The sequence below is a fragment of the Afipia sp. MLSD5-FHT05B12 genome, from assembly GCF_058793355.1.
The window spans coordinates 55790-79065 of the sequence record NZ_JBXAFS010000017.1; the positions used below are offsets into that span (position 1 = coordinate 55790).

Annotated in this window: 24 protein-coding genes and 1 tRNA gene; 17 read left to right on the forward strand and 8 right to left on the reverse strand. The window is 62.0% G+C overall.

Annotation, left to right across the window (positions count from 1 at the left end; genetic code table 11):
• Positions 1-29: 29 nt before the first annotated feature.
• Positions 30-1778 (forward strand): gamma-glutamyltransferase, encoded by a 1749-nt coding sequence (ggt, locus tag AC1Q6J_RS18580; RefSeq protein WP_492280680.1) that lies wholly within the window; start codon positions 30-32, stop codon positions 1776-1778.
• Positions 1779-1878: 100 nt separating this feature from the next.
• Here the strand turns inward: ggt and AC1Q6J_RS18585 are convergent, their stop codons facing one another.
• Positions 1879-2214: a GIY-YIG nuclease family protein gene (locus tag AC1Q6J_RS18585; protein WP_492280681.1), complete on the reverse strand. Its 336-nt coding sequence runs from the start codon at positions 2212-2214 to the stop codon at positions 1879-1881.
• Between the two features lie 146 nt (positions 2215-2360).
• Positions 2361-3026 carry a glutathione S-transferase family protein gene (locus AC1Q6J_RS18590; RefSeq protein WP_492280682.1) on the reverse strand — a complete coding sequence of 222 codons (666 nt, stop codon included), beginning with the start codon at positions 3024-3026 and terminating at the stop codon, positions 2361-2363.
• Positions 3027-3207: 181 nt separating this feature from the next.
• Between AC1Q6J_RS18590 and AC1Q6J_RS18595 the strand changes: the two genes are divergently transcribed.
• The gene (locus AC1Q6J_RS18595) at positions 3208-3807 is read left to right on the forward strand and encodes a DUF2239 family protein (protein ID WP_492280683.1); all 600 of its coding nucleotides are present in this window, start codon (positions 3208-3210) and stop codon (positions 3805-3807) included.
• Between the two features lie 7 nt (positions 3808-3814).
• Here AC1Q6J_RS18595 and AC1Q6J_RS18600 read toward each other — a convergent pair whose 3' ends face one another.
• Positions 3815-4312: a winged helix-turn-helix transcriptional regulator gene (locus AC1Q6J_RS18600; RefSeq protein WP_492280684.1), complete on the reverse strand. Its 498-nt coding sequence runs from the start codon at positions 4310-4312 to the stop codon at positions 3815-3817.
• A 217-nt stretch (positions 4313-4529) separates the two neighbouring features.
• Here AC1Q6J_RS18600 and AC1Q6J_RS18605 point away from each other — a divergent pair, with 217 nt between their 5' ends.
• From AC1Q6J_RS18605 to panE, 3 genes are all read left to right on the forward strand, one after another.
• Entirely contained in the window at positions 4530-5741 is a 1212-nt protein-coding gene (locus AC1Q6J_RS18605) for an ABC transporter substrate-binding protein (protein WP_492280685.1), read from the forward strand.
• A 73-nt stretch (positions 5742-5814) separates the two neighbouring features.
• On the forward strand, positions 5815-6552 hold the full coding sequence (locus tag AC1Q6J_RS18610; protein WP_492280686.1) for an SDR family oxidoreductase: 738 nt from the start codon (positions 5815-5817) through the stop codon (positions 6550-6552).
• 161 nt (positions 6553-6713) lie between these two features.
• Positions 6714-7643, forward strand: coding sequence for a 2-dehydropantoate 2-reductase (gene panE / locus AC1Q6J_RS18615; RefSeq protein ID WP_492280687.1), 930 nt, complete (start codon positions 6714-6716; stop codon positions 7641-7643).
• A gap of 192 nt (positions 7644-7835) precedes the next feature.
• Here the strand turns inward: panE and AC1Q6J_RS18620 are convergent.
• A tRNA-Gly gene (locus AC1Q6J_RS18620) sits at positions 7836-7910 on the reverse strand.
• Positions 7911-8264: 354 nt separating this feature from the next.
• Here AC1Q6J_RS18620 and trxA point away from each other — a divergent pair.
• Together trxA and AC1Q6J_RS18630 are read left to right on the forward strand one after the other, a co-directional pair.
• Positions 8265-9185, forward strand: coding sequence for a thioredoxin (gene trxA, locus AC1Q6J_RS18625; protein WP_492280688.1), 921 nt, complete (start codon positions 8265-8267; stop codon positions 9183-9185).
• Positions 9186-9228: 43 nt separating this feature from the next.
• Positions 9229-9903: an LON peptidase substrate-binding domain-containing protein gene (locus tag AC1Q6J_RS18630; protein WP_492280689.1), complete on the forward strand. Its 675-nt coding sequence runs from the start codon at positions 9229-9231 to the stop codon at positions 9901-9903.
• Positions 9904-9972: 69 nt separating this feature from the next.
• Here the strand turns inward: AC1Q6J_RS18630 and AC1Q6J_RS18635 are convergent, their stop codons facing one another.
• Positions 9973-10335 carry a hypothetical protein gene (locus AC1Q6J_RS18635; protein ID WP_492280714.1) on the reverse strand — a complete coding sequence of 121 codons (363 nt, stop codon included), beginning with the start codon at positions 10333-10335 and terminating at the stop codon, positions 9973-9975.
• 94 nt (positions 10336-10429) lie between these two features.
• On the opposite strand from AC1Q6J_RS18635, the gene AC1Q6J_RS18640 reads away from it, so the two are divergent.
• From AC1Q6J_RS18640 to AC1Q6J_RS18650, 3 genes are all read left to right on the forward strand, one after another.
• Complete coding sequence (locus tag AC1Q6J_RS18640; protein WP_492280690.1) at positions 10430-11005, forward strand: TetR/AcrR family transcriptional regulator; 576 nt, start codon at positions 10430-10432, stop codon at positions 11003-11005.
• A gap of 103 nt (positions 11006-11108) precedes the next feature.
• Positions 11109-11306 carry a Trm112 family protein gene (locus AC1Q6J_RS18645; protein ID WP_492280691.1) on the forward strand — a complete coding sequence of 66 codons (198 nt, stop codon included), beginning with the start codon at positions 11109-11111 and terminating at the stop codon, positions 11304-11306.
• 58 nt (positions 11307-11364) lie between these two features.
• Positions 11365-11769: a nuclear transport factor 2 family protein gene (locus AC1Q6J_RS18650; protein ID WP_492280692.1), complete on the forward strand. Its 405-nt coding sequence runs from the start codon at positions 11365-11367 to the stop codon at positions 11767-11769.
• A gap of 36 nt (positions 11770-11805) precedes the next feature.
• Here the strand turns inward: AC1Q6J_RS18650 and AC1Q6J_RS18655 are convergent, their stop codons facing one another.
• A complete protein-coding gene (locus tag AC1Q6J_RS18655) occupies positions 11806-13026 on the reverse strand; it encodes a ubiquinone biosynthesis hydroxylase (RefSeq protein WP_492280693.1) in 1221 nt (406 codons plus the stop codon).
• Between the two features lie 178 nt (positions 13027-13204).
• On the opposite strand from AC1Q6J_RS18655, the gene tesB reads away from it, so the two are divergent.
• Positions 13205-14092: an acyl-CoA thioesterase II gene (gene tesB, locus AC1Q6J_RS18660; protein WP_492280694.1), complete on the forward strand. Its 888-nt coding sequence runs from the start codon at positions 13205-13207 to the stop codon at positions 14090-14092.
• A gap of 90 nt (positions 14093-14182) precedes the next feature.
• Here tesB and AC1Q6J_RS18665 read toward each other — a convergent pair whose 3' ends face one another.
• Together AC1Q6J_RS18665 and AC1Q6J_RS18670 are read right to left on the reverse strand one after the other, a co-directional pair.
• Positions 14183-14911, reverse strand: a complete 729-nt coding sequence (locus AC1Q6J_RS18665) for a hypothetical protein (protein WP_492280695.1) — start codon at positions 14909-14911, stop codon at positions 14183-14185.
• Positions 14826-15053, reverse strand: a complete 228-nt coding sequence (locus AC1Q6J_RS18670) for a DUF4339 domain-containing protein (protein WP_492280696.1) — start codon at positions 15051-15053, stop codon at positions 14826-14828. The genes AC1Q6J_RS18665 and AC1Q6J_RS18670 overlap by 86 nt, the downstream gene beginning before the upstream one ends.
• Positions 15054-15307: 254 nt before the next feature.
• Between AC1Q6J_RS18670 and AC1Q6J_RS18675 the strand changes: the two genes are divergently transcribed.
• From AC1Q6J_RS18675 to AC1Q6J_RS18700, 6 genes are all read left to right on the forward strand, one after another.
• The gene (locus AC1Q6J_RS18675; RefSeq protein WP_006023282.1) at positions 15308-15646 is read left to right on the forward strand and encodes a P-II family nitrogen regulator; all 339 of its coding nucleotides are present in this window, start codon (positions 15308-15310) and stop codon (positions 15644-15646) included.
• A gap of 167 nt (positions 15647-15813) precedes the next feature.
• Positions 15814-17124, forward strand: coding sequence for an ammonium transporter (locus AC1Q6J_RS18680; RefSeq protein ID WP_492280697.1), 1311 nt, complete (start codon positions 15814-15816; stop codon positions 17122-17124).
• A gap of 331 nt (positions 17125-17455) precedes the next feature.
• Complete coding sequence (locus tag AC1Q6J_RS18685) at positions 17456-17794, forward strand: P-II family nitrogen regulator (RefSeq protein WP_492280698.1); 339 nt, start codon at positions 17456-17458, stop codon at positions 17792-17794.
• A 37-nt stretch (positions 17795-17831) separates the two neighbouring features.
• A complete protein-coding gene (locus AC1Q6J_RS18690) occupies positions 17832-19274 on the forward strand; it encodes an ammonium transporter (RefSeq protein WP_492280699.1) in 1443 nt (480 codons plus the stop codon).
• Between the two features lie 282 nt (positions 19275-19556).
• Positions 19557-20786 (forward strand): aminotransferase class I/II-fold pyridoxal phosphate-dependent enzyme, encoded by a 1230-nt coding sequence (locus AC1Q6J_RS18695; RefSeq protein ID WP_492280700.1) that lies wholly within the window; start codon positions 19557-19559, stop codon positions 20784-20786.
• 4 nt (positions 20787-20790) lie between these two features.
• Entirely contained in the window at positions 20791-23253 is a 2463-nt protein-coding gene (locus AC1Q6J_RS18700; RefSeq protein ID WP_492280701.1) for a DNA translocase FtsK, read from the forward strand.
• Positions 23254-23276 lie beyond the last annotated feature (23 nt).

The following is a 23276-nucleotide window of genomic DNA, read 5'->3' on the forward strand; positions in this document are numbered from 1 at the left end:
CGTATGGACGCGGTTTGCCGGAGAAGCTTATGGCCCTGTTTACCAAACGCCGCGTACTCGCCCTTGCTCTCGGCGTCATCGGCCTGTCGCATACGCTGCCGTTGTTCGCGCAGGACTCGCGGCATGGATACTATGCGCCGCCCGCGCTCGAAGCTGTTCGTCCGGTTGCCGCGAAAAACGGCATGGTCGTCGCACAGGAGCGCATCGCGGCCGCTATCGGGCGCGATGTTCTGGCGCGCGGCGGCAACGCGGTCGATGCCGCTGTCGCCACCGGCTTCGCCATGGCGGTCACCTATCCGCGCGCGGGCAATCTCGGCGGCGGCGGCTTCATGATGATTCATCTGGCAAGCAGCAACGAAGATGTCGCCATCGACTATCGCGAAAGCGCCCCGGCCGCCGCCACGCGCGACATGTTTCTGGGCGACGACGGCAAACCGGACACCAGGAAGTCGCGCGATCAGGCGCTCGGCATTGGCGTCCCCGGTACGGTCGCCGGCCTTGCGCTGGCGCTGGAAAAATACGGCTCCGGAAAATTCAAACTCGCGGATATGCTCGCGCCCGCGATTTCGCTGGCGCGCGACGGCTTCGTGATCACGGACGATACCGCCGACACGCTGCCGGACTGGCATCGGCGGCTGGCGAAATGGCCGTCGAGCGTGAAGATTTTTTCGCGCCCCGACGGCACGTCGCTACAACCGGGCGACCGTTTGATGCAAAGCGATCTCGCGACCACGCTGGAAGAAATTTCCGCGCATGGACCGACGGGATTCTACGACGGCCCTGTCGCCGAAAAACTTGTCGCCGGAATTCGCGGCGCGGGCGGCATCATTACGCGCGAGGATCTCAAAGCGTATCAGCCGGTCGTCCGCACGCCGATGCGTGGCACCTATCGCGGCTTGGATATCGTATCAATGCCGCTGCCCTCATCCGGCGGAACAGTGCTGATCGAAACGCTGAACATCCTCGAAGGCTACAAGCTGCGCGAGATGGGCGCGGGCTCTGTCGATGCCCTGCACGTCACCATCGAGGCGATGAAGCGCGCCTATGCCGACCGCGCACGCTATCTCGGCGATCCTGCTTTCGTCAATGCGCCGACATTCCAGCTGATCGGGAAAGATTATGCCGCCAAACGGCGCGCCACCATCGACCTTGCGAAGGCGACGCCCTGGAGCGAAGCGGCAGCGGCCGCGCCGCGCGAGGGCAGCAACACCACTCACTATTCGGTGGTCGACAAATCCGGCAACGCCGTCAGCAACACCTACACGCTGAATTTCAGCTACGGTCTTGGCCTCGTCGCGGACGGCACTGGCGTCCTGCTCAACAACGAGCTCGATGATTTCACCGCGGCGCCCGGCGCATCGAATGCCTACGGCCTTGTCGGCTTTGAGGCGAACCTGCCCGGCCCGGGCAAGCGGCCGCTGTCGTCGATGTCGCCCACCATCGTCCTGAAAGACGGCAAGCCGGTGCTGGTGACAGGCTCGCCCGGCGGCAGCCGGATCATCTCGGCGGTGCTTCAGGTGGTGCTCAATACAATCGACTTCGACATGAACGTCGCCGCGGCGGTGTCGGCGCCGCGGCTGCATCATCAGTGGCTGCCGGACGAGGTTCGCGTCGAGCATGGATTTCCCGAGGCGACGCTTGCTGCATTGCGTGAGCGCGGACACCGCGTGATCGAGCCGCTCGGGCAGACCTCTGCCAACTCCATTGCCGTCACGCCCGATGGCCTGCTCGGCGCACCCGACCCTCGCACGCGCGGAGCGGAAGCCGCCGGCTACTAAACGGCATTCAGTGGCGCTTTCCTCATTTGCGTCTGGCTGGCCGCATGTCGCCAACCGGGGCGTGATGATGGGCACGTCGGATGTGGTGTTTGAACCGCGGCTAGACGGATGCCCCGCCCAACACGATGCGCCAGTGAGAAGTGCGCTCTTTCAAGAGAGAATCCCTGACATAGGGAGATTCCTCCTCTTCCAGCCGTTCAAGAACCTCAAAGGCAAAGCAACCTTCCCCATGATCGATCCACGCTCGTTGCAGATCGCGATTGGGGTTGCTGCAAAGACGCAAGCCGAACCAGATGCGATTCTGAATGGTATCGAGGTTCGGCGCTCCGCCGATCCAGACCTGCCCGGATGCCGTGCAGCGGACAGCATAGATGCCCGGCGACTGCTTGCGCTCCTTGTACGCGGCGCGGGCCGCCCTTTTCTCCATGCCGTCCATAATAAATACCGCCCGTTCGTGGTCTTCGAGACCGCTCGATAGGCGACTTCCCGGTCCGTGTCAATTTTACCCGGGTAATATTGACGCGCCTTGCGGACGCGGCAATCCACCGCTGTCAGGCATCCGGAAAGGAGAGGGCGACCGAACTAACGTCCGACCTGATACGGCCCGCCCTTTTCCAGCGCACGCTGGTAGGCCGGACGCGCGTGAATCCGTTGCAGAAAAGCCCACGCCTTCGGCGAGCTCTCATCGAGACCGGCGCGCGCCGACGCGGCCTCCAGCGGAAAACTCATCTGGATGTCGGCGGCGGTGAACTCGTTGCCCGCGAACCACTCGCTTTTGCCGAGTTCGCCTTCCCAGAACGCGATGTGCTGCTTGAGTTGTGGATTGACCAGCGTGTTGAGCATCTTGCCGAATATCGGCATGAGCAGCGGCCGCATCAGCGCCGGCGCACGCCTCGGGGCCAGCGTGAACAGCAGCTTTTGAAGCAGCAGCGGCATCGCGGAGCCTTCGGCATAATGCAGCCAGTAGGTATAGCGCAGCCGTTCCGGCGTTTTCGGCGGCGGAATCAGGCGGCCGTTGCCATGGGTGTCGACGATGTACTCGACGATGGCGCCGGACTCCGCGATGGTGTTGCCGTTGTCGGTGATGACCGGCGACTTCCCGAGCGGATGGATCGCGCGCAGTTCCTTCGGCGCGAGCATCGAGGGCTGGCGCTGATAGCGGACGATTTCATAAGGCACCCCGAGTTCTTCCAGCAGCCAGAGCACGCGTTGCGAGCGGGAATTATTCAGATGGTGAACTGTCAGCATGAGGCGCCGGCCATGGTTCGTTGCGGGGCATCAGTGGTGACAGCCTGTTCAGGGAAAGTCGAGACAGCGGTTGATACGGTTCAGGCCGAATCCGGGGGGGACATTTTACCCGGGTCATATGGACAGATCTATTTTACCCGGATAAATACCAGCCTGCCACATAACGTTCCGAGGATAATCGATGCCTCCCCTTCCCGCCGTTATGATCGCCTTCGAGGGTAACCGATGCCTTGGTCTCGGCGACCCTCACCTTGTCGCAACAAAGGCCAAGCTGGCGCTCGATAAAAACAGCGGCGCCCGGCTTGTGATTTTCGATGCGGCAACCAGCCGGCCCGCCGAAATCGATCTGCGCGGATCGCTTGCCGATGTGCTGAAGCGCGTCGCGCGACGGATACCGGTTCAGGACGATGAGACGGCAGCGGAAACTGCCCCGCGCGGGCCGGGCCGGCCCAAACTTGGCGTGATCGCGCGTGAGGTCACCTTGCTGCCGCGGCATTGGGAATGGTTATCGCAGCAACCAGGCGGTGCTTCGGTCGCGATCCGCAAGCTTGTCGAGGACGCACGGCGCGCAAACGCGGCCAGGGATCACGCACGCGAGGCACAGGAATCGCTGCATCGTTTCATGACTGCGATGGCAGGCGATCAGCCGCGCTACGAAGATGCACTACGCGCACTCTACGCCAGCGACCGAAAACGCTTCGATGCTGCGATTGCCAAATGGCCCGCCGACGTGCGCGATCACATCAAACGGCTTGCCGCGGTTGCATTCGAGGTGACCTAGCAACCTTTCAATCGAGAATCTGCTGTTCGATCGAAGGCAGTGCGGCCTTTGACCGATCCGCGCCCGGTCCCGGATGCACATGCACTTCCTTGGCGGACAGCGGCTCGTTGCACACCGAGCAGGTCATCACCGGATCGAAAGTGTGACCGCAATTCTTGTGCTGATGAAGCACCGGCCGTCCACGCTCATCCGCCATGTGAACGTCGCCCCAGTGGACGATCGACATCATGATCGGGTGCAGGTCCAAGCCCTTCTGGGTCAGGATGTACTCGTAACGCTTCGGGCGCTCTTGATAGGCAACACGGCGAAGCACGCCCTGGCGCACGAGTTTCTTGAGACGCTCGGCCAGCAGATGCCGCGTGATGCCGAGGCGGGACTGAAACTCATCGAACCGCCGGATACGCCGGAAGCAATCGCGCAGAATCAGCAGCGTCCAGCGGTCGCCGATGACAGACACCGTGCGCGCCACCGAACAGGCCTCGTCCTCAAGAGATTCCCATTTCATCTCGCAGCTCCGCGGAGATCGATCGTCAATTCCGATTCGATATCTACCATACCTCGGCCGCAGATAGAACTAAAGCCCGATATTTGTGCGTTGCAGCACTCACCGTTTCATCACTCTCCATTGACAGTTCTATATTAGAACTCTATTGCTTGAAGCAAGAGGCTCGGATCGCACGCGATCTTGCGCCACAACAACAAAAGCCGGAGGGAGACGAGCGATGCTGAGGAGAACCGCGCTTACAGGAGCGATAGCAGCGGTGCTGCTGGCCGGGCTGCACGCGCCCGGAACCGCCGCCGAAATGACCGGCGTGACCGCAACCGAGATCAAGGTCGGGGCGACATTCCCCTACAGCGGACCGGCGTCGGCGCTCGGAAATGTCGGGAAAGCACTGACCGCGTATGTGACCAGCATCAACGACCGCGGCGGCGTGAACGGCCGCAAGATCAACCTGATCGCGCTCGACGATGCCTACAGCCCGCCCAAGACGGTGGAACAGACCAGAAAACTCGTTGAATCGGACGAGGTGGCATTCATGTTCGCCACATTGGGAACGCCAAGCAATCTGGCGATCGCCAAATATCTTGCGAGCAAAAAAGTTCCGCAGGCCTTTGTCGTAACGGGCGCGGCCCGCTTTACGAACTACGAGGAATATCCGTTCATCACGACGGCGCTGCCGAGCTACGCCACCGAATCCAGAATTTACGCCCGCTACGTCGCCAGGAAATTCCCTGACGCCAAAATCGCGATCCTCTATCAGAACGACGATTTGGGTAAGGACTTCATCCACGGCTTTCAAAGCGAGATGAAAGGCGCATTCGACAGCAAGGTCGTCACTGCCGCCTACGAGGTCAGCCAGCCGTCGATCGATTCCCAGCTCGTATCGCTGAAAAGCTCGGGCGCGACCGTGTTCCTGTTCGCGGGCACGCCGAAGTTCGCCGCGCAGGCGATCCGCAAGGTTCACGAAATCAGCTGGAAGCCGGAATTTCTCGTCAACCTGATCTCGACCTCGATCGCGTCCGTACTCACGCCCGCGGGCCTGGAAATCTCCAAGGGCATCGTCACCGCCACCTATCGCAAGGATCCGGACGATCCGAAATGGGCGAACGATCCCGGCGTGAAGCAATATCTGGCGTTCATGGCGAAATACATGCCGGGCGCCGACATCGCCGACTCCAACTACTTTGCCGGCATGCATCAGGGCATTATCCTTGAGACGCTTCTCAAACAGTGCGGAAACGACCTCTCGCGGGAAAACATTCTCAGGCAAACCCGCAACATCAAGGGACTTGCGCTGCCGCTCTCGCTTCCCGGCATCGTCGTGAATACGGGTCCGAAGAACAATCAGATGTATACGCAGGCGCAATTGCAGCGCTGGAACGGGAAGAACTGGGAGTTGTTCGGCGAAGTCATGGATGACGACCCGAAATAGACAGCTTGGGAAGCGGGATGGACGCTAACGCCCGCCCCATCACCACCGCAACGGATGAACAAGGAGACCTCTCATGGCGAAAAGAAATGCAACTGTGGCGGTGATCGGCGCCGGCGACTACATCGGCGGCGAGATCGCGAAGAAGTTCGCCTCCGAGGGCTTCACCGTGTTTGCCGGCCGCCGCAACGGCGACAAGCTCGCGCCGCTGGTGAAGGAGATCGAGGCGGCGGGCGGAGAAATCCACGCGCGCTCGCTCGACGCACGCAAGGAAGACGAGATCGTCTCCTTCCTCAGCGACGCGGACAAGCATGCGCCGCTCGAGGTCTGCATTTTCAATATCGGCGCCAACGTCAACTTCCCGATTCTCGACACCACCGAACGCGTGTTCCGCAAGGTCTGGGAGATGGCCTGCTATTCCGGCTTCCTCGCGGGCCGCGAGGCGGCGCGCCTGATGCTGCCGCGCGGCAAGGGCAACATCTTCTTCACCGGGGCGACCGCCAGTCTTCGCGGCGGATCCGGCTACGCGGCCTTTGCCAGCGCCAAATTCGGCCTGCGTGCCGTCGCGCAGGCGGCCGCGCGCGAGCTCGGGCCGAAAAACATCCACGTCGCTCACCTGATCATCGATTCCGGCGTCGATACCGAGTGGGTCCGTCAGCGGCGTATCGAGGCCAACGGCCCGGGCGCACTGGACAATCCCGACCTGTTGATGCCGCCGTCGTCGGTCGCGGAATCCTATTGGCTGCTGTACCAGCAGCCGCGCAGCGCCTGGACCTTCGAACTCGAGATTCGCCCGTTCGGCGAGAAGTGGTAGTCGCATAGCTGCCGAGCATCACGCTGGCGTGAGCGCTGCTTGCGCCGGCGTCATCGTTCAAGCAAGGATCGCGCGCTTATTGACCGGGCATGATCCAATCCGAAAACCGTTCTCCGCTTTTCGGGATCGCGCCCAACGCTCAGAAAGAAGTGGACCTGATCATGCGAATACTTGTCATCGGTGCCGGCGCGACTGGCGGATACTTCGGCGGCAGATTATTGCAGGCAGGCCGCGACGTGACGTTTCTGGTCCGCCCGAAGCGCGCCGAACTGCTCGCAAAGAACGGCCTCGTCATCAAGAGCCCGGTCGGTGACGTCACGCTGAAGAATCCGCCGACCCTTCTGGCTGAAAAGATCACGACGCCGTTCGACGTCATTATCCTGAGCTGCAAGGCCTACGATCTCGACGACGCGATTGCATCTTTTGCCGCCGCCGTCGGCCCCGACACCGCGATCATTCCATTCCTCAACGGCATGAAGCACCTCGACGTGCTGGATGCGAAGTTCGGCATCGACCGCGTCATGGGCGGGCAATGCCAGGTCGCGGCGATGCTCGATGCGCAGGGCGTCATCCATCAGCTTACACCGATGCACGCGATATCGTTTGGCGAGCGCGGCACGGCCAAGGGCGACCGCGCCACGCGCATCGAGGCGGCGTTGCAGGGCGCAATGTTCGACGCCAAGGCCAGCGATGTCATCGTTCAGGAAATGTATGAGAAGTGGGTTTTCCTCGCCACGCTGGCGGGGGCGACGTCCCTGATGCGCGCGCCGGCCGGGCATATCACCGGTGCGCCGGGCGGCGAACAGTTCATCCGCGGCCTTCGCGCGGAGATCGCCTCGGTGGCTGAGGCGGCAGGCTATGCCCCGCGCGCCGAGTTTCTGGAACGCACGGGCGGCTTACTGTTCGCACCGGGGTCACCGATGACGGCGTCGATGCTGCGCGATATCCGCAGCAATGCGAAAATCGAGGCCGACCAGATCATCGGCGATCTGATCCATCGCGCCGAGACCGGCAGGAAAGGCGCGCTCAACGTGCCGCTGTTGCGTATCGTCTACACCCACCTGAAGGCTTACGAGTCGCAACTGACCTAAGCGGTCGCGGCGTCCCTGGATCACTAAAACAGAAGGCCGGGTTAAACCCGGCCTTTTCTGTGTCCGATCGGTTTTTCGTCACCGCGGGGGATATTGGGTGCCAGAAACGACAAAGCCGCCTTGCGGCGGCTTGTCATTCGACGGCAACGATCCTGTCGTAGCTGTCGGCCAAGATTCTCAATCGAGAATTTCTGGAGCGGGCGAAGGGATTCGAACCCTCGACCCCGACCTTGGCAAGGTCGTGCTCTACCCCTGAGCTACACCCGCATCACAGAGAATTGGCGGGGCGCAAGCGCGCCGCCGGGCAAACCTATGCCAAATGCCGCCATGCAATGCAACAGGGCGAATCCTTTATTCCGCACACCCGGTTCCGGCGATTTCGGGCCAAATCGATGTTTTCACGAGCCTTTGCGGCCTATCGCCCGATTGAAAATCAGCCAAAAGACCTCCATCTGTGGCTTTGCGCCGTTTCCGCCCCTGACGCCCACCCGGGCCACGCGGAAATTTGCGCCTTCTTGCATATCGGCCATTTTCAACGCGGCGGATCGAAACTGCCGGAAAATGCCCCGGTCGTGCTAGAAGCGGCTCTCTTTCATAAGACATGCGGCAGGCGAGGATCACGTGACCATAGTCGAGCAAGGCAGCGGACCGGCGGCGATGACGCCCCCCGACCTCATCAAGGACACCACGACCCAGACCTTCGTGAAGGACGTCATCGAGGAATCGAAGCGCCAGCCGGTGCTGATCGACTTCTGGGCCCCATGGTGTGGCCCCTGCAAGCAGTTGACGCCGATCATCGAAAAGGCCGTCCGCGCCGCCAAGGGCAAGGTCAAGCTGGTCAAGATGAATATCGACGAGCATCCCGCGATTCCGGGGCAGATGGGCATCCAGTCGATCCCCGCGGTTATTGCCTTCGTCAACGGCCAGCCGGCCGACGGCTTCATGGGCGCGGTGCCTGAAAGCCAGGTCACGGCCTTTATCGACAAGCTGACCCAGGGCATGCCTTCACCGGAAGGCGACATCGCTGAAATCCTCAACGAGGCCGAGGCCGCGATGGCGGCCGGCGATGCGGCCACCGCCGCCTCGATCTACGCGGAAGTGCTCGGTGTCGATGCCACCAATCTCACCGCCCTTGCCGGCCTTGCGCGATGCTACGCCGCAACCGGCGCGCTGGAGCAGGCCAAGCAGACCCTGGCCCTGGTGCCAGAGTCCAAGCGCAACGATGCCGCGATCTCCGCGGTGCAAACCATGCTCGATCTCGCCGAACAGGCCAAGGCCGTGGGCCCGGTAACGGAACTCGAGCAAAAAGTCGCCGCCAACCCGCTCGACCATCAGGCGCGATTCGATCTCGCCGTCGCACTCAACGCCAGCGGCAAGCGCACCGAGGCCGCAAGCCATCTGATGGAGATCGTCAAGCGCGACCGCAAATGGGACGACGACGGCGCGCGCAAGAAGCTGGTGCAGTTTTTCGAGGCGTGGGGACCGAACGACGACGCGACCGTTGAAGGCCGCAAGCGCCTTTCAACAATTCTTTTCTCCTGAGGCTCATTACGGAGTTTCCGTGCGACTGATGTGAGGGAAGCGGATGCCGATCAACGCCGAATACCGTGGACCCGCCGATCTGCCGAAAATCATTCCGGTGTTTCCGTTGCCCGGAGCGTTGCTGCTGCCGCGTGGCCAGATGCCGCTCAATATTTTCGAACCGCGTTATCTTCAGATGGTGGACGACGCGTTTCGCGACGGTCACCGCCTGATCGGAATGATCCAGCCCGACGTGACCCATTCCCAGAGCAGCGAGCAGCCCTCCCTGTTCAAGGTCGGTTGCGTCGGCCGTATCACGCAGCTCGCCGAATCCGGCGATGGCCGCTACATTCTGGAACTGACCGGCATTGCACGCTTCAAGGTGATGGAGGAGAAGACGGTTCTCACCCCCTACCGCCAGTGCCGCGTTGATTTTTCCGCGTTCGTCGACGATTTCATCGCGCGCAAGGGCGAGGAGCATGTCGACCGCCAGGCCCTGCTCCAGGCGCTCACGCAGTTTCTGAAAGCCAACCAGCTCAAGGTCGATTGGGAGGGAATCGAAAGCGCGCCCAATGAAGCGCTCGTCAATGCGCTGGCGATGATGTCGCCCTATGGGCCCGCGGAAAAGCAGGCGCTGCTTGAAGCGCCCGACCTCAAGACCCGCGCTGAAATCCTGATTGCGGTCACCGAAATGGATCTCGCCAAAAAGCAGACGTCCGGCGATCCGCCGCTGCAGTAGCTGCTGCGACGATCTTTATCGAGTGGCATGACCTGTCCGAAAACCGGTCTCCACTTTTCGGGATCATGCCTAGTATCCCGCGATCGCCATCACGACCACCAAGCTCAGCAGCATCCATCCGAAATGCCGCCCGCGCTTGGCCCAGGCATTGGCCGCGGCTGCGAAGGCAAACACCACGGCCATTGTAACGATGATCCAATGGCGCGCAGCGTCCGATCCCATCAACGGTGCCGTCAGCAACAGCACTCCGCCGCCGATCCATGCCACTGTGCCGGTCTGCCACACAAGCCGCAACAGAGTCCGCACCTGCGCAGGCTCGATGACGATCCGGTTGTTGCCCTGCGCGAATATTCTTGTTTCGCCCAACGTGCCGTGAATCAGCGCCACGATGATTGCGAGGCCTCCCGAAACTTGCAGCAACAGATCGCGCATCATGCCGCCTCCTCAATCCGCGCCATACAGTTATGTATGGCGAGAATGGATCCGATACTGGCGCTTGTCAATACACTTATGTATGGTGGTATCGATGAGAACTTCACCAGCAAAGCACGGCGCGAAGCCCGACCAGCTGTCCGCCACGGACTGGCTCGATCAGGGCCTGAAAACACTGACCGGAAGCGGATTCACCGCGCTGAAGGCCGAGCCGCTGGCGAAGGCCATGGGCGTCTCGCGCGGCAGCTTCTACTGGCACTTCGCTGATGTCGCTGCGTTCCACACCGCCCTGCTCAAACGTTGGCGCGAGATCATGACCGAACAGATCATCGCCAATCTTGAACGATTGCCGGAGGGCGAAAATCCCATCAATGCGCTGCTGCGCCGTGCGTTCGGCGGCGGCAGGCTCCCGCTGGAGATTGCAGTCCGCACCTGGGCGACGGTCGATCCGGCAGCCCGCGCGGCGGTCCATGCCATCGACAAGCGGCGGCTGTCCTACATGGAAGGCCAGTTCGCGGTGAGAGGATACTCACCGGCGCTCGCGCGGTCGCGGGCCCAAATTCTCTACTGGACGTTTCTCGGCTTTACCCTCTCGGACAGACCTCTGCCGAAAGCGCGGCAAGACGAAATTCTTGACGATCTGATCAGGATCGCCAACGCACCAGAGTAAGAGCTGCGACAACGGAGCCGCCCGGCCGGTTGATCCGGGCCGTGTTGAATGTGATACAAAGACCCAGGCAATGCAGTGCAAAGTATGGATGAGGAGTTGACCTATGACCTCGCCGGCTGAACGGCCCGAAAGCGGTATCGATCCGAAGCTTCTGGAGATTCTGGTGTGCCCGCAGACCAAGGGTCCGCTGGAGTTCGACAGCGCGCGGCAGGAGCTGATCTCGCGCTCGGCCAAGCTCGCCTATCCGATTCGCGACGGCATTCCGATCATGCTGCCGGAAGAAGCCCGCCGAATCGACTGAGCACCGACCTGCTCTTACCGGCCAGGCTGCGCCGGATGCTTCACAACGGAGATGCCCGATGCGACCCTTCGCTCTCGACCGCTGGCACGACTTCATCAAATCTCCTGATGAGAAGGCGTTGTGGGATCTGCTTCATCCCGACGCCGTATTTGAGAGTCCCGTCGTCCATACGCCGCAACGCGGGCGCGACATCACGTTCAAGTATCTGGCAAGCGCAGGAACGGTGCTCGGCGGTCCCAGCTTCAGGTATCTCGGCGAATGGCGCAACGAGAGCGGCGCGGTGCTCGAATTCGAAAACGAAGTCGAGGGCATCAAGATCAATGGCGTCGACATCATCACCTTCAGCGATGACGGACGGCAGATCACGCACTTCAAGGTGATGGTGCGGCCGCTGAAGGCAATCAATCTGCTGCACCGCCTGATGGGCGAGCAACTGGTGAAGCTGAGCAATCTTTCAGCCTGACCTTTCGCCAGGCGTTCCGCGATTACAGCAGCAGCTCTAAAGCGCCTCGCCCTTGAGCAGTCGCGGCACTTCACCGGACAGACCAGCGGCCTGACGAATGAACGCGCTTTTCAGCGGTGGCACGCGATCGACCAGTCCGAGACCGATATCACGCACCGTGCGCAGCAGGGTCGACTTGTTCGAGAACAGCATGTTGAGCGAGTTGGTGGCGACGCCCATCGCCACCGTGTCGAACCGCCGCCAGCGCTGGTAGCGCTCCAGTACACCCGCCTGTCCAGGATCGATCCCAAGCCGCGCGGCATCGACAATCACTTCCGCCAGCGCCGCCGCATCCTTCAGGCCCATGTTGAGCCCCTGCCCTGCAATGGGATGGATCACATGGGCGGCATCGCCGACCAGGGCGAGCCGTTCGCCGATGAATGATCGCGCCACGAAATAGCCGAGCGGAAATGCGCGCGGCTTGTCGAGCGCTTTCACCTCGCCGAGATGCAGACCGAACCGCGTCTCCAGCTCGGCCTGAAATTCATTCTCCGGCAATTCGACGATGCGCGCGGCTTCGCGGCGGCTTTCGGTCCAGACCAGTGAAGACCTGTTTCCTTTGAGCGGAAGGATCGCGAACGGTCCCGCCGGCAGAAAGTGTTCTTCGGCGCGGCCGTGATGATCCCGCTCATGCCCGACCGTGACGACGATGCCGGACTGATCGTAATCCCATCCGTGCGTTGCGATGCCGGCGCGCTCGCGCAGTTTCGATTTCGCGCCATCGGCGGCGACCAGAAGGCTCGCATCAATGACGCGGCCGTCGCTCAGCGTGACGCGCGTGCCCTCGGCATTCGAGTCGTAGGCAGAGACCGCGACCGCGTTGAGTTCAATGCCCTCGGCTTCCGCGCGCGCTGCCAGTGCATCGATCAGGCGCCGATTCTCGACCATGTGCGCGAATGGCTCGCCGGGTTCGACGTCACCCGCGAATGTCAGGAATACAGGCCGCGTCGCGTCCTCGAGCTTCGAGTCGGTAACTACCATGTCGAGAATCGGCTGGGCGCTCTCCGCCACCTGGTCCCAGACGCCGACCACCTCGAACAGCCGTCGGCAGGCGGCAACGATCGCGGATGCGCGCGGATCGCGGCTTGGCCGCATGGCAAAAGCGGGATCGGCGACGACGATTGGAACGTCGGGTCCCAAGCCCTGCCGCAGCGCCAGCGCCAGTCCCAGACCGGCGAAAGCGCCGCCCCCGATCACGATGCTTCGTTGTGACGACATGAGAGCCGGACTTTCATAGGTGCAATTCGTTTCATGGCTGCCCTTGCCTCGGACCCGGCCATAAGGGAAATATGCCCCCTGAATGGGCCGGAAGATGGGCCTACGCTGTCTATCAGGGTTTGCGGGCCGCCGGAAACCGCCCCGCATCCCCTAAATGCCGAAGATCGGAACATCGTGAATGTCGAAAAGCCTGATTGATCTGTTGTCGATCCTCGATATCGAACAGCTCGAAGTGAACATGTTTCGCGGCACCAGCCCCAAGACGCGCTGGCAGCGCGTGTTCGGCGGACAGGTGATCGGTCAGGCGATGGTGGCTGCCTGCCGCACGGTCGAAAATGTCGAGAAGCGGCTGCCGCATTCGCTGCATTGCTATTTCATCCTCCCCGGCGATCCGCAGATTCCAATCATCTACGAGGTCGAGCGGCTGCGTGACGGCAAGAGCTATTCCACGCGGCGCGTGACCGCGATTCAGCATGGCCATGCCATCTTCTCGATCATGGTGTCGTTCCACGCCGAAGAAGAAGGCTCGTTCAACCACCAGGACAAGATGCCGGACGTTCCGCCGCCGGAAAAACTCACCGCGGAGGAAGTGTCCAAGCAGCCTATCTTCAAGGAGATGCCGGAGTTCATCCGCCGCTACTATGAATCCGATCGGCCGATCGAATTGCGCCCCGTCGAGCTTGGCCGTTACTTCGGTCAGAAGATTGACGACGGCCGCATCCACGTCTGGATCCGCACCGTCGCCAAGCTGCCCGACGATCCGGCGCTGCACATGTGCGCGCTGGCCTATGCATCGGACTTCTCGCTGCTCGATGCGGTGATGGCGCGTTACGGCCGCACCCTGTTTGATCAGCGCATGATGCCCGCGAGCCTCGATCACGCGATGTGGTTTCATCGCCCGTTCCGTGCCGACGAATGGCTGCTCTACAGCCAGGACTCGCCGAGCGCGCAGGGCGGCCGCGGCCTGACGCGCGGATTGATCTTCAAGCAGGACGGCACACTGATCGCCTCCGTCGCGCAGGAAGGCTCGGTGCGCGAGCGCAAGGAAAAGCCGGTTCAGGCATGATCCCGAAAAGTGGGAACCGGTTTTCGGATTAGATCATGCCTGACTAAAAGGAAGCACGCCGGATACCGGCATCGCATCCTCGCGACGCCGTTACGCCAGCCGTTCCTCCGCGGAAAACTGCGAGACGTACCAGCGGGTGTACCAGCCCATCACCCATGGAATCGGAATGATCAGCACGCAGCCGATGGAAAACACCAGCGTTCGCCACAACACTTCCAATCCCGTTGTGTTGAACGAAATGGCGCGCCGCGTGCCGCTGATGTTGGCGCAGATCCATCGCATCCAGGCTGTAATGACCCAGGCCCAGCCGATGATGGTGATGAAAGACACCGCCATCAGAAGATACCAGCCGATATAGATCCACGGGCTGCCATCGAAACTGATCTGAAGCGGACGGCCTTCCGATGTGATGTTCGCCGTCACCCAGCGCACGGTCATCCATGACAGATACGCCTGAACCGGGAACAACAGGTATTCAAGGTAGGGAATGCCAGCGAGCCCGACATACGTCATCAGCGCCAGCCCAACGAACACGTACCAGATATCGAGAGGCTTTCCGCTAAAGCCGAGATAGCCCCGCTGCGGCACATGAATGCGCGAGACGATCCAACCATAGAAACTCGCGGCCACCCACGGCGCTGGAATGACCAGCAGGAATCCGATCAGGAAAACCAGTGCGCGGCCGAGCATCTCCCAGATGCCGATATCGATCGAAAACGATCCACCCGAGGGATCACCATTGGCAGACGGCAGCGATGCACCCGGGAATCGCCGGCGGCGCGACGCCGGTCGACAGCAGCCCCGGAATATCGCGGGCATACTGCCAGTCCGGCATGCCGTCGGCCCACACATAGGTGTCGGCCCTGACAGTCCCCCGTGCAATCAGATCGCGAAACTCGTCTTCGGAATACGGGCCTTCCTGCTTATCCCCGGCGGCAACAAACCAAGATCGGCCCGGCATGAGTTTTCCTTTGTTCTTGGGAAAATGAAGCGCCGGACCAGCCGCGAGAAAATCCCGCGGCATCGGATGAATGGCAGTCGGTCTCAGCCCCTGAGATTGCGGATGCTACAAACGGACCGCGCTTTGCCGCAACGGTTTTCAATCGAACCTGCATATTTTTCTGTCCGTTTGCCCAAAAAGGTGGCGGATTCGCGCAGGCCCGAGTAAAGACTCGTGGCGCTGCCGCGCTGAACTTTAAGGGATGAAGAGCTGCCATGAAGCTTATCACCGCCATCATCAAACCCTTCAAGCTTGAAGAGGTTCGTCTGGCCCTGACCGCAATCGGCGTACACGGCATGACCGTGACCGAGGTGAAAGGCTTCGGCCGCCAGAAGGGACACACCGAGATCTACCGGGGCGCCGAATATATCGTGAATTTCCTGCCCAAGCTGCGGATCGAGATCGCGGTCGGAGCCGACCTCGCCGACAAGGCGGTGCAGGCGATCACCGCCGGCGCGCGCACCGGACAGATCGGCGACGGCAAGGTTTTTGTTACACCGATCGAAAATGCCGTCCGCATCCGCACCGGCGAGACCGATAACGACGCACTTTGATTTTGTGAGCATGATCGCGAAAGCCGGAAACCGGTTTTTTGGACCAGATCATGCTCAACCGAGAACAAGCATCACCACGCAGCGGCGCGTGCAAGACGCCGCAAGGTCTTCACTAATGTCCTGAATCCGAAGTTCGCTTCATTTTCCGGAGCCGGGGGGAGAATACCATGTTGAGATTGCCGCGTGCGGTCGCACATTTTGCGACGGCGGTTTCCGTTGCGGGCTTCGCTTTCACATCTGCAACGCCAGCTCTCGCTGAAACCATCAAGATCGATGCCGCCGACACCGCGTGGATGATCACGGCGACCGCGCTCGTCCTGATGATGACAATACCGGGCCTCGCGCTGTTCTATGCCGGCATGGTGCGCAAGAAGAACGTGCTGGCGACCATGGCGCAAAGCCTGATCGCAGTGGCGCTGATTTCCATTCTGTGGGTGATCTACGGTTACAGTCTGGTGTTTGTCGGCGATGGCGCATGGCTCGGCACGCTGGAGCGCTTCCTGCTGGCCGGCATGACGATGGACGGCGTGAACAGTGCCGCAAAGACCATTCCGGAAGCGCTGTTCGTCATCTACCAGATGACTTTTGCGGTCATCACTGTCGCGCTGGTGGCGGGATCGGTCGCGGATCGCATGCGCTTTTCGTCCTACGTCCTGTTTTGCATTGGCTGGTTTACATTCGTCTACATCCCGCTGGCGCACTGGGTATGGGGCGGCGGCTTCCTGGCGCAGGCCGGTGTTCTCGATTTCGCCGGCGGCCTTGTGGTTCATCTCAGCGCCGGCACCGCGGGCCTTGTCGCAGCCGTCGTGATGGGACGGCGCCGCGGTTACGGCACCGAGAACCTGGCGCCCTACGATCTGTCGCTCGCGGTGATCGGCACCGGCCTGCTCTGGGTCGGCTGGTTCGGCTTCAACGGCGGCTCGGCCCTGCAGGCCAACTCGCGCGCCGTGATGGCGATCCTCGCGACCCATCTGGCCGCCTGCGCCGGCGCGCTGACATGGAGTGCGATCGAGTGGGCCACGCGGCGCAAGCCGTCGGTACTCGGCATGATCTCCGGCGCCGTTGCCGGACTCGGCACCATCACGCCAGCCTCCGGCTTCGTGGAGCCCTGGCATGGCATCGTGATCGGCGTGGTGGCTGGCGTGGTTTGCTTCTGGGCCTGCACCAGTCTCAAACAGCGCTTCAACTATGACGACACCCTCGACGTATTCGGCATCCACGGCATCGGCGGGCTGCTGGGAACGCTAATGACCGGTGTGTTCGCTACCGCCGCCATCGGCGGGACGGCCGGGCTGATCGAGGGAAATCCAAAGCTGCTGCTGACCCAGGCCTATGGCGTGGCGGCGGTGTTCGTCTGGACAGGCGGAATGACGTTCGTGTTGCTGAAGGTCGTCGACATGCTGGCCGGCCTGCGTGTTCCACACGAGCATGAGGTCGAAGGGCTCGACATCACCCAGCACGGCGAAGCCCTCCAATAAACCGCCCCATTTGACTGGATTTGAGCCCAGCTTTCCGGGCTCAGATACCGTTTGCTTGTCCGATGGGCATGAATGTGTCGGCAGTCTGGTGTGCCTATGTTTTTGGCATCGCTGTCGATCTTTTAGGCGCGGCAAAACAGCCCAATTTCTTCGCACCCCCCCGGAAGCCGAAAACCCTCGGATTCATAAACCGTTAGGGATTTTGGCGGTTCTGGCACGGCATTTGATTCTATGGGACCCGGCTGTGCCCGTGGAGTGATCTTTCTTCGCGCGGTGACCCTCAGTCGAGAACGCCCGATCTGTACGACCGGGCCCAAGCGGGGAAGTACCCATGAAAATTGTTATGGCCATCATCAAGCCATTCAAGCTGGAAGAGGTCCGTGACGCCCTGACCGCCATCGGCGTTCACGGTCTCACGGTGACGGAAGTCAAGGGATATGGCCGCCAGAAAGGCCATACGGAAATCTACCGCGGCGCTGAATACGCCGTCAGTTTCCTGCCCAAGATCAAGATCGAGGTCGCTGTCGCCTCGTCCCAAGTCGACAAGACCATCGAAGCGATCACCGCCGCTGCAAAGACCGGCCAGATCGGCGACGGCAAAATCTTCGTCATCAATCTCGACCATGCGGTTCGCATCCGCACGGGCGAGGCCGATGACGCGGCGCTTTGATTTCGCGCAAACCTCATCTTATCAGGAGTACAAACAAATGACGTTCAAGCGTCCCACCAGCGCGGGATTGGCAGCTCTCGCCGTCGGCCTCTTCGCTACGACAGCCGCCTACGCCGCGCCAACCGTCAACAAGGGCGACAATGCCTGGATGATGACAGCAACGGTTCTCGTGCTGTTAATGACCATCCCGGGCCTCGCGCTGTTCTACGGCGGTCTCGTCCGCTCCAAGAACATGCTGTCGGTGCTGATGCAGGTCTTCTACACCGTCTGCATCGTCTGCGTCATCTGGGCTCTCTACGGCTACAGCCTCGCATTCACCGGCGGCTCGGATTTCATCGGCGGCTTCTCCAAGGCCTTCATGTCCGGCATCACGACTGACTCTATGGCTGCGACGTTCTCGGTCGACGCCAACATCTCGGAGCTGATCTACTTCTGCTTCCAGATGACCTTCGCCGCGATCACGCCGGCCCTCATCGTCGGCGCCTTTGCCGAGCGCATGAAGTTCGCAGCGATCGCGCTGTTCATCCCGCTCTGGGTGACGCTGATCTACTTCCCGATGGCCCACATGGTTTGGTACTGGGCCGGACCGGACGCGATCACCGATGCCGCCAAGGCGCTTGCAGCCGCGGCTGATGGCGCTGCAAAGACCGCGGCACAGGCGAAACTCGACGAAGTGATGGCTGACGGCGGCTTCCTGTTCAAGAAGGGCGCGCTCGACTTCGCAGGCGGCACCGTGGTGCATATCAACGCCGGCATCGCCGGTCTCGTCGGTGCTCTTCTGATCGGCAAGCGCACCGGTTACGGCAAGGAACTGATGGCTCCGCACTCGCTGACCATGACCATGATCGGCGCTTCGCTGCTCTGGGTGGGCTGGTTCGGCTTCAACGCCGGATCGAACCTCGAAGCTTCGGGCGGCGCTGCGCTCGCGATGACCAACTCCTTCCTGGCAACCGCTGCAGCGGCGCTGTCCTGGATGTTCGCGGAGTGGATGATCAAGGGCCATCCGTCAGTCCTCGGTGCGTTGTCGGGCGCGGTCGCCGGTCTGGTTGCCGTCACTCCGGCTTGCGGTTTCGCAGGCCCGATGGGCGCGATCGTTCTCGGCCTCGTCGTCGGTGTGGTCTGCCTGTTCTTCTGTACGGTCGTGAAGAACGCACTTGGCTATGACGACTCCCTCGACGTGTTCGGCGTCCACTGCATCGGCGGCATCGTCGGCGCGCTCGGCACCGGCATCCTGGTCAACCCTGCCCTCGGCGGCACCGGCGTCATGGATTACGTCACCGGCAAGATCGGCGACTACGACATGGTCGCTCAGATGATCTCGCAGGGCTGGGGCGTGGGCACCACGCTGCTGTTCTCGGGCATCGGTTCGGCGATCATCTACAAGGTCGTCGACGTCATCGTCGGCCTGCGCGTTCCGGTCGAGCAGGAGCGCGAGGGTCTGGATCTCACCGACCACACCGAGCGCGCCTACAACATGTAAGCGAGTTCAGGAACAACGGTTGGGGCACAAACCCGGCAATGCCCCGTCCGTCGGAGGGCCCCAGCGCAAGCTGGGGCCCTTACTTTTTGGCCGCGACATCCTCAAAAAGAGGCCGGCTTCGGGGTAAGATCAGCCCCCGAAGGGAGCCGCAAACCACGTCCGCGCCGCGATGGTTAATCGCGTCTTAACCTCGCCGCACCTATGGTGACGTGATCAAATCCTGCGTGGCCCCCTGACCCACCCGCAGGATCGACGGACCTTAAAAGTGCTGGCGTTTTTCGAATGGCCATGACCGCTTCTTCCCGCTCGGCTTCCGCCGCCGGCGCCCAAGACGGCGAGCGCTCCCCGTTTGCCCGGCTGACCGAGTTGCTGAGCGCCTACTCGCCGGGTAAGCCATTGATAAATATGTCAATTGGAGAGCCCCAGCACCCGGTGCCGGGCTTTGTCGGGCCAGTGCTGGCCGGCCATATCAACGAGTTCGGCCGCTACCCGATTGCAAGAGGCGTCGAACCGTTCCGGCAGGCCGCCGCTGCCTGGGTCTCACGGCGATTCGCCCTGGCCAAAGTGATCGATCCCGAAACCGAAATTCTGGTGCTCAACGGCAGCCGCGAGGGCCTGTTTTTCGCGGCGATCGCCGCCGCGCGGTATGTCAGCCCCCGCAAGGGTAAGCCCGCGATCCTGATGCCCAATCCGTTCTATCCGGCCTATGCGGCCGGCGCGCGGGCCGCTGGATGTGAAGCGGTATTTCTGCCGACCACGCGCGAGAACGGCTTTCTGCCCGACCTCGATTCCCTGAGCGCGGAAACGCTCGACCGCACCGTGGCCTTCTACCTCGCGTCGCCCGCGAACCCGCAAGGCTCGGTGCCATCGCGCGCCTACTTCGACCGCGTGAAGCAGCTCGCCGACCGTCATGGCTTCATCGTGCTCAGCGACGAATGCTATTCCGAAATCTACACCGGCGAAGCGCCGGGCAGCATGCTTGCGTCCGCCGGAAATGATTTTGCCAACGTGGTCGCGTTCCAGTCGCTTTCCAAGCGATCGAACCTGCCGGGCCTGCGCGTCGGCTTCGTCGCCGGCGACAGGACTTTTCTCGCGCGCTTTCATGAGCTGCGCAATGTCGCGGCGCCTCAGGTGCCGGTCCCGTTGCAGCATGTCGCCGTCGCCGCCTACGGCGACGAGACTCATGTCGACGAGAACCGCAGGCTCTACCGGATCAAATTCGATCTCGCGGACCAGATCCTCGGCAACCGCTTCGGTTACCGGCGGCCCGCAGGCGGATTCTGCATCTGGCTCGACGTCTCCGCCCATGGCGGCGACGAAGCCGCGACTGTGAAACTTTTCAGGGATGGTGGCGTGCGCGTCATCCCGGGAAGTTATCTGGCGCGGCCGCAGGCCGATGGCAGCAACCCCGGCACCGGATACATCCGCGTCGCCCTGGTGCAGCAGGACAGTGAAACAACGGCTGAAGCGTTGCACCGTATGGTCGACGTCTTGAACGAAGCTCGGGGCTAAACCTATGCCAGCGATCGAACGCGTCATTCCCATCGTCGGCCAGATCTCCGATCCATTGCGCGAGATGCTGGCGCGCCGCCTGCGCGAACTCGCCGGGCTCGGCGTCATCGCGCTCTCCTGTGCCGTCGCCGCCGCTCTCATGACGTGGTCGGTGCAGGACCCCAGCCTCAGCCACGCGACCTCGGGTCCGATCCGCAACCTGATGGGCCGTCCGGGCGCCATCGGTGCCGACCTGCTGATGCAGATCCTCGGCCTTGGCGCGATCATGCTGATCCTGCCGGTCGCGATCTGGGGCTGGCGGCTGGTGACGCATCGTCATTTCGACCGTGAAGCATTGCGGATTGCCTGCTGGATTCTGTGCGCGGTGATCGCGGCTGGATTTGCAAGCTGCCTGCAGCGCAGCGGCGCATGGCCGTTGCCAACCGGACTTGGCGGCGTTGTCGGCGACGCGCTGGTGCGTTTTCCGGCGGTGGTGTTCGGTCCGCCCGGACTGATCTATCGCATCGTACTCGGCGTCATCCTGTTCGCCGCGATGACCGGAAGCTTCGTCTTCGCATGCGGCGCGGGCGCGCAGGAGAAGATCGTCGAACGCACACGGCCGCCGATGATCGAGGATGAAGACAATTTCGAAGAGGACGACCGCCGCTCGATCTCGCTCGGCTGGATCGTTCATACCGCCATGAGCGCAAAAACGCGTGTGGCACGGGCACTTTCAGCCTTCTTCGCAATGCTGGTCGGACGCACGGAATCACGGCGCTCCGCATCGTTCGAGCGCATGGAACCAAACCTCGGCGGCGGACGGCGCGCGCCCTCGCTGGTGCCGCAAGACGAATACGAAGAGGAAGAAGAGGAGGACGAGGAGGAGGAAGAAGAAGAAGACGAAGAGCCCGTCGCCCGTGCGCCGCGCAAGCGCGCTGAGCCAAAGGCGTCGAACCGCAAGGGCGTGTTCGTACTGCCGCCGATCTCCGTGCTGGCTGCGCCGAAGGCGTCGGATCGCCTGACTCTCAGCAAGGACGAACTGGAAGAAAACTCGCGCGCTCTGGAGGGCGTGTTGCAGGACTTCGGCGTGCGCGGCGAAATCGTGAAGGCCAATCCCGGCCCCGTCGTCACGCTGTACGAACTGGAGCCTGCCCCCGGTATCAAGTCGTCCCGCGTCATCGGCCTTTCCGACGATATTGCGCGCTCAATGAGCGCGGTCTCGGCGCGAGTCGCCGTCGTTGCCGGCCGCAACGCCATCGGCATCGAACTGCCCAATGCGAAGCGCGAGAAAGTCTATCTGCGCGAACTGCTCACGACCAAGGAAGGCACCGAGAGCAACGCCAAGCTGCCGCTCTGTCTCGGCAAGACCATCGGCGGCGACCCGGTTATCATCGACCTCGCCCGCACGCCGCATATGCTGATCGCCGGCACCACCGGCTCGGGCAAATCGGTCGCCATCAACACCATGATCCTGTCGCTGGTCTATCGCCTGCGCCCCGATCAGTGCCGCCTGATCATGGTCGACCCGAAGATGCTCGAACTGTCGGTCTATGACGGCATCCCGCATCTGCTGACGCCGGTCGTGACCGATCCGAAGAAAGCCGTGGTCGCGCTGAAATGGGCGGTGCGCGAGATGGAGCAGCGCTACAAGAACATGTCGAAGCTCGGCGTGCGCAATATCGACGGCTACAATGCCCGCGTCGCCGAAGCCAAGGCCAAGGGCGAAGAACTGACGCGCACCGTTCATACCGGCTTCGACAAGGAAACCGGCAAGGCAATCTACGAGGAAGAGAAACTCGAACTCGAGCCGCTGCCCTTCATCGTCATCATCGTGGACGAAATGGCCGATCTGATGATGGTCGCCGGCAAGGATATCGAAGGCGCGGTGCAGCGCCTCGCGCAGATGGCGCGTGCCGCCGGCCTGCATGTGATCCTCGCTACCCAGCGTCCGTCGGTGGATGTCATCACCGGCACCATCAAGGCAAACTTCCCGACCCGCATTTCCTTCCAGGTGACGTCGAAGATCGACAGCCGCACCATCCTGGGCGAGATGGGCGCCGAGCAACTGCTCGGTCAGGGCGACATGCTTTACATGGCCGGCGGCGGCCGCATCAGCCGCGTCCACGGCCCGTTCGTGTCGGACGAGGAAGTCGAAAAGATCGTCCGTCATCTCAAGTCGCAGGGTCAGCCCGAATATCTCGAAGCGGTCACCGCGGAAGAAGAGACCGACGAGGACGGCAACGCCGTATTCGACGGCACCAGCATGGGCGCCAACGGCGGCGAAGGCGACCTGTTCTCGCAAGCCGTTGCCATCGTCAAACGCGACCGCAAGGCCTCGACCAGCTACATCCAGCGCCGCCTCCAGATCGGCTACAACCGCGCCGCCACCTTGATGGAGCGGATGGAGCTGGAGGGCATCGTCGGGCAGGCCAATCACGCCGGAAAACGCGAGATTCTCGTGGCCGAGGAAGAAGATCGATTTGGCTGAGACCCTGTTCGCAGCCGCGAAAA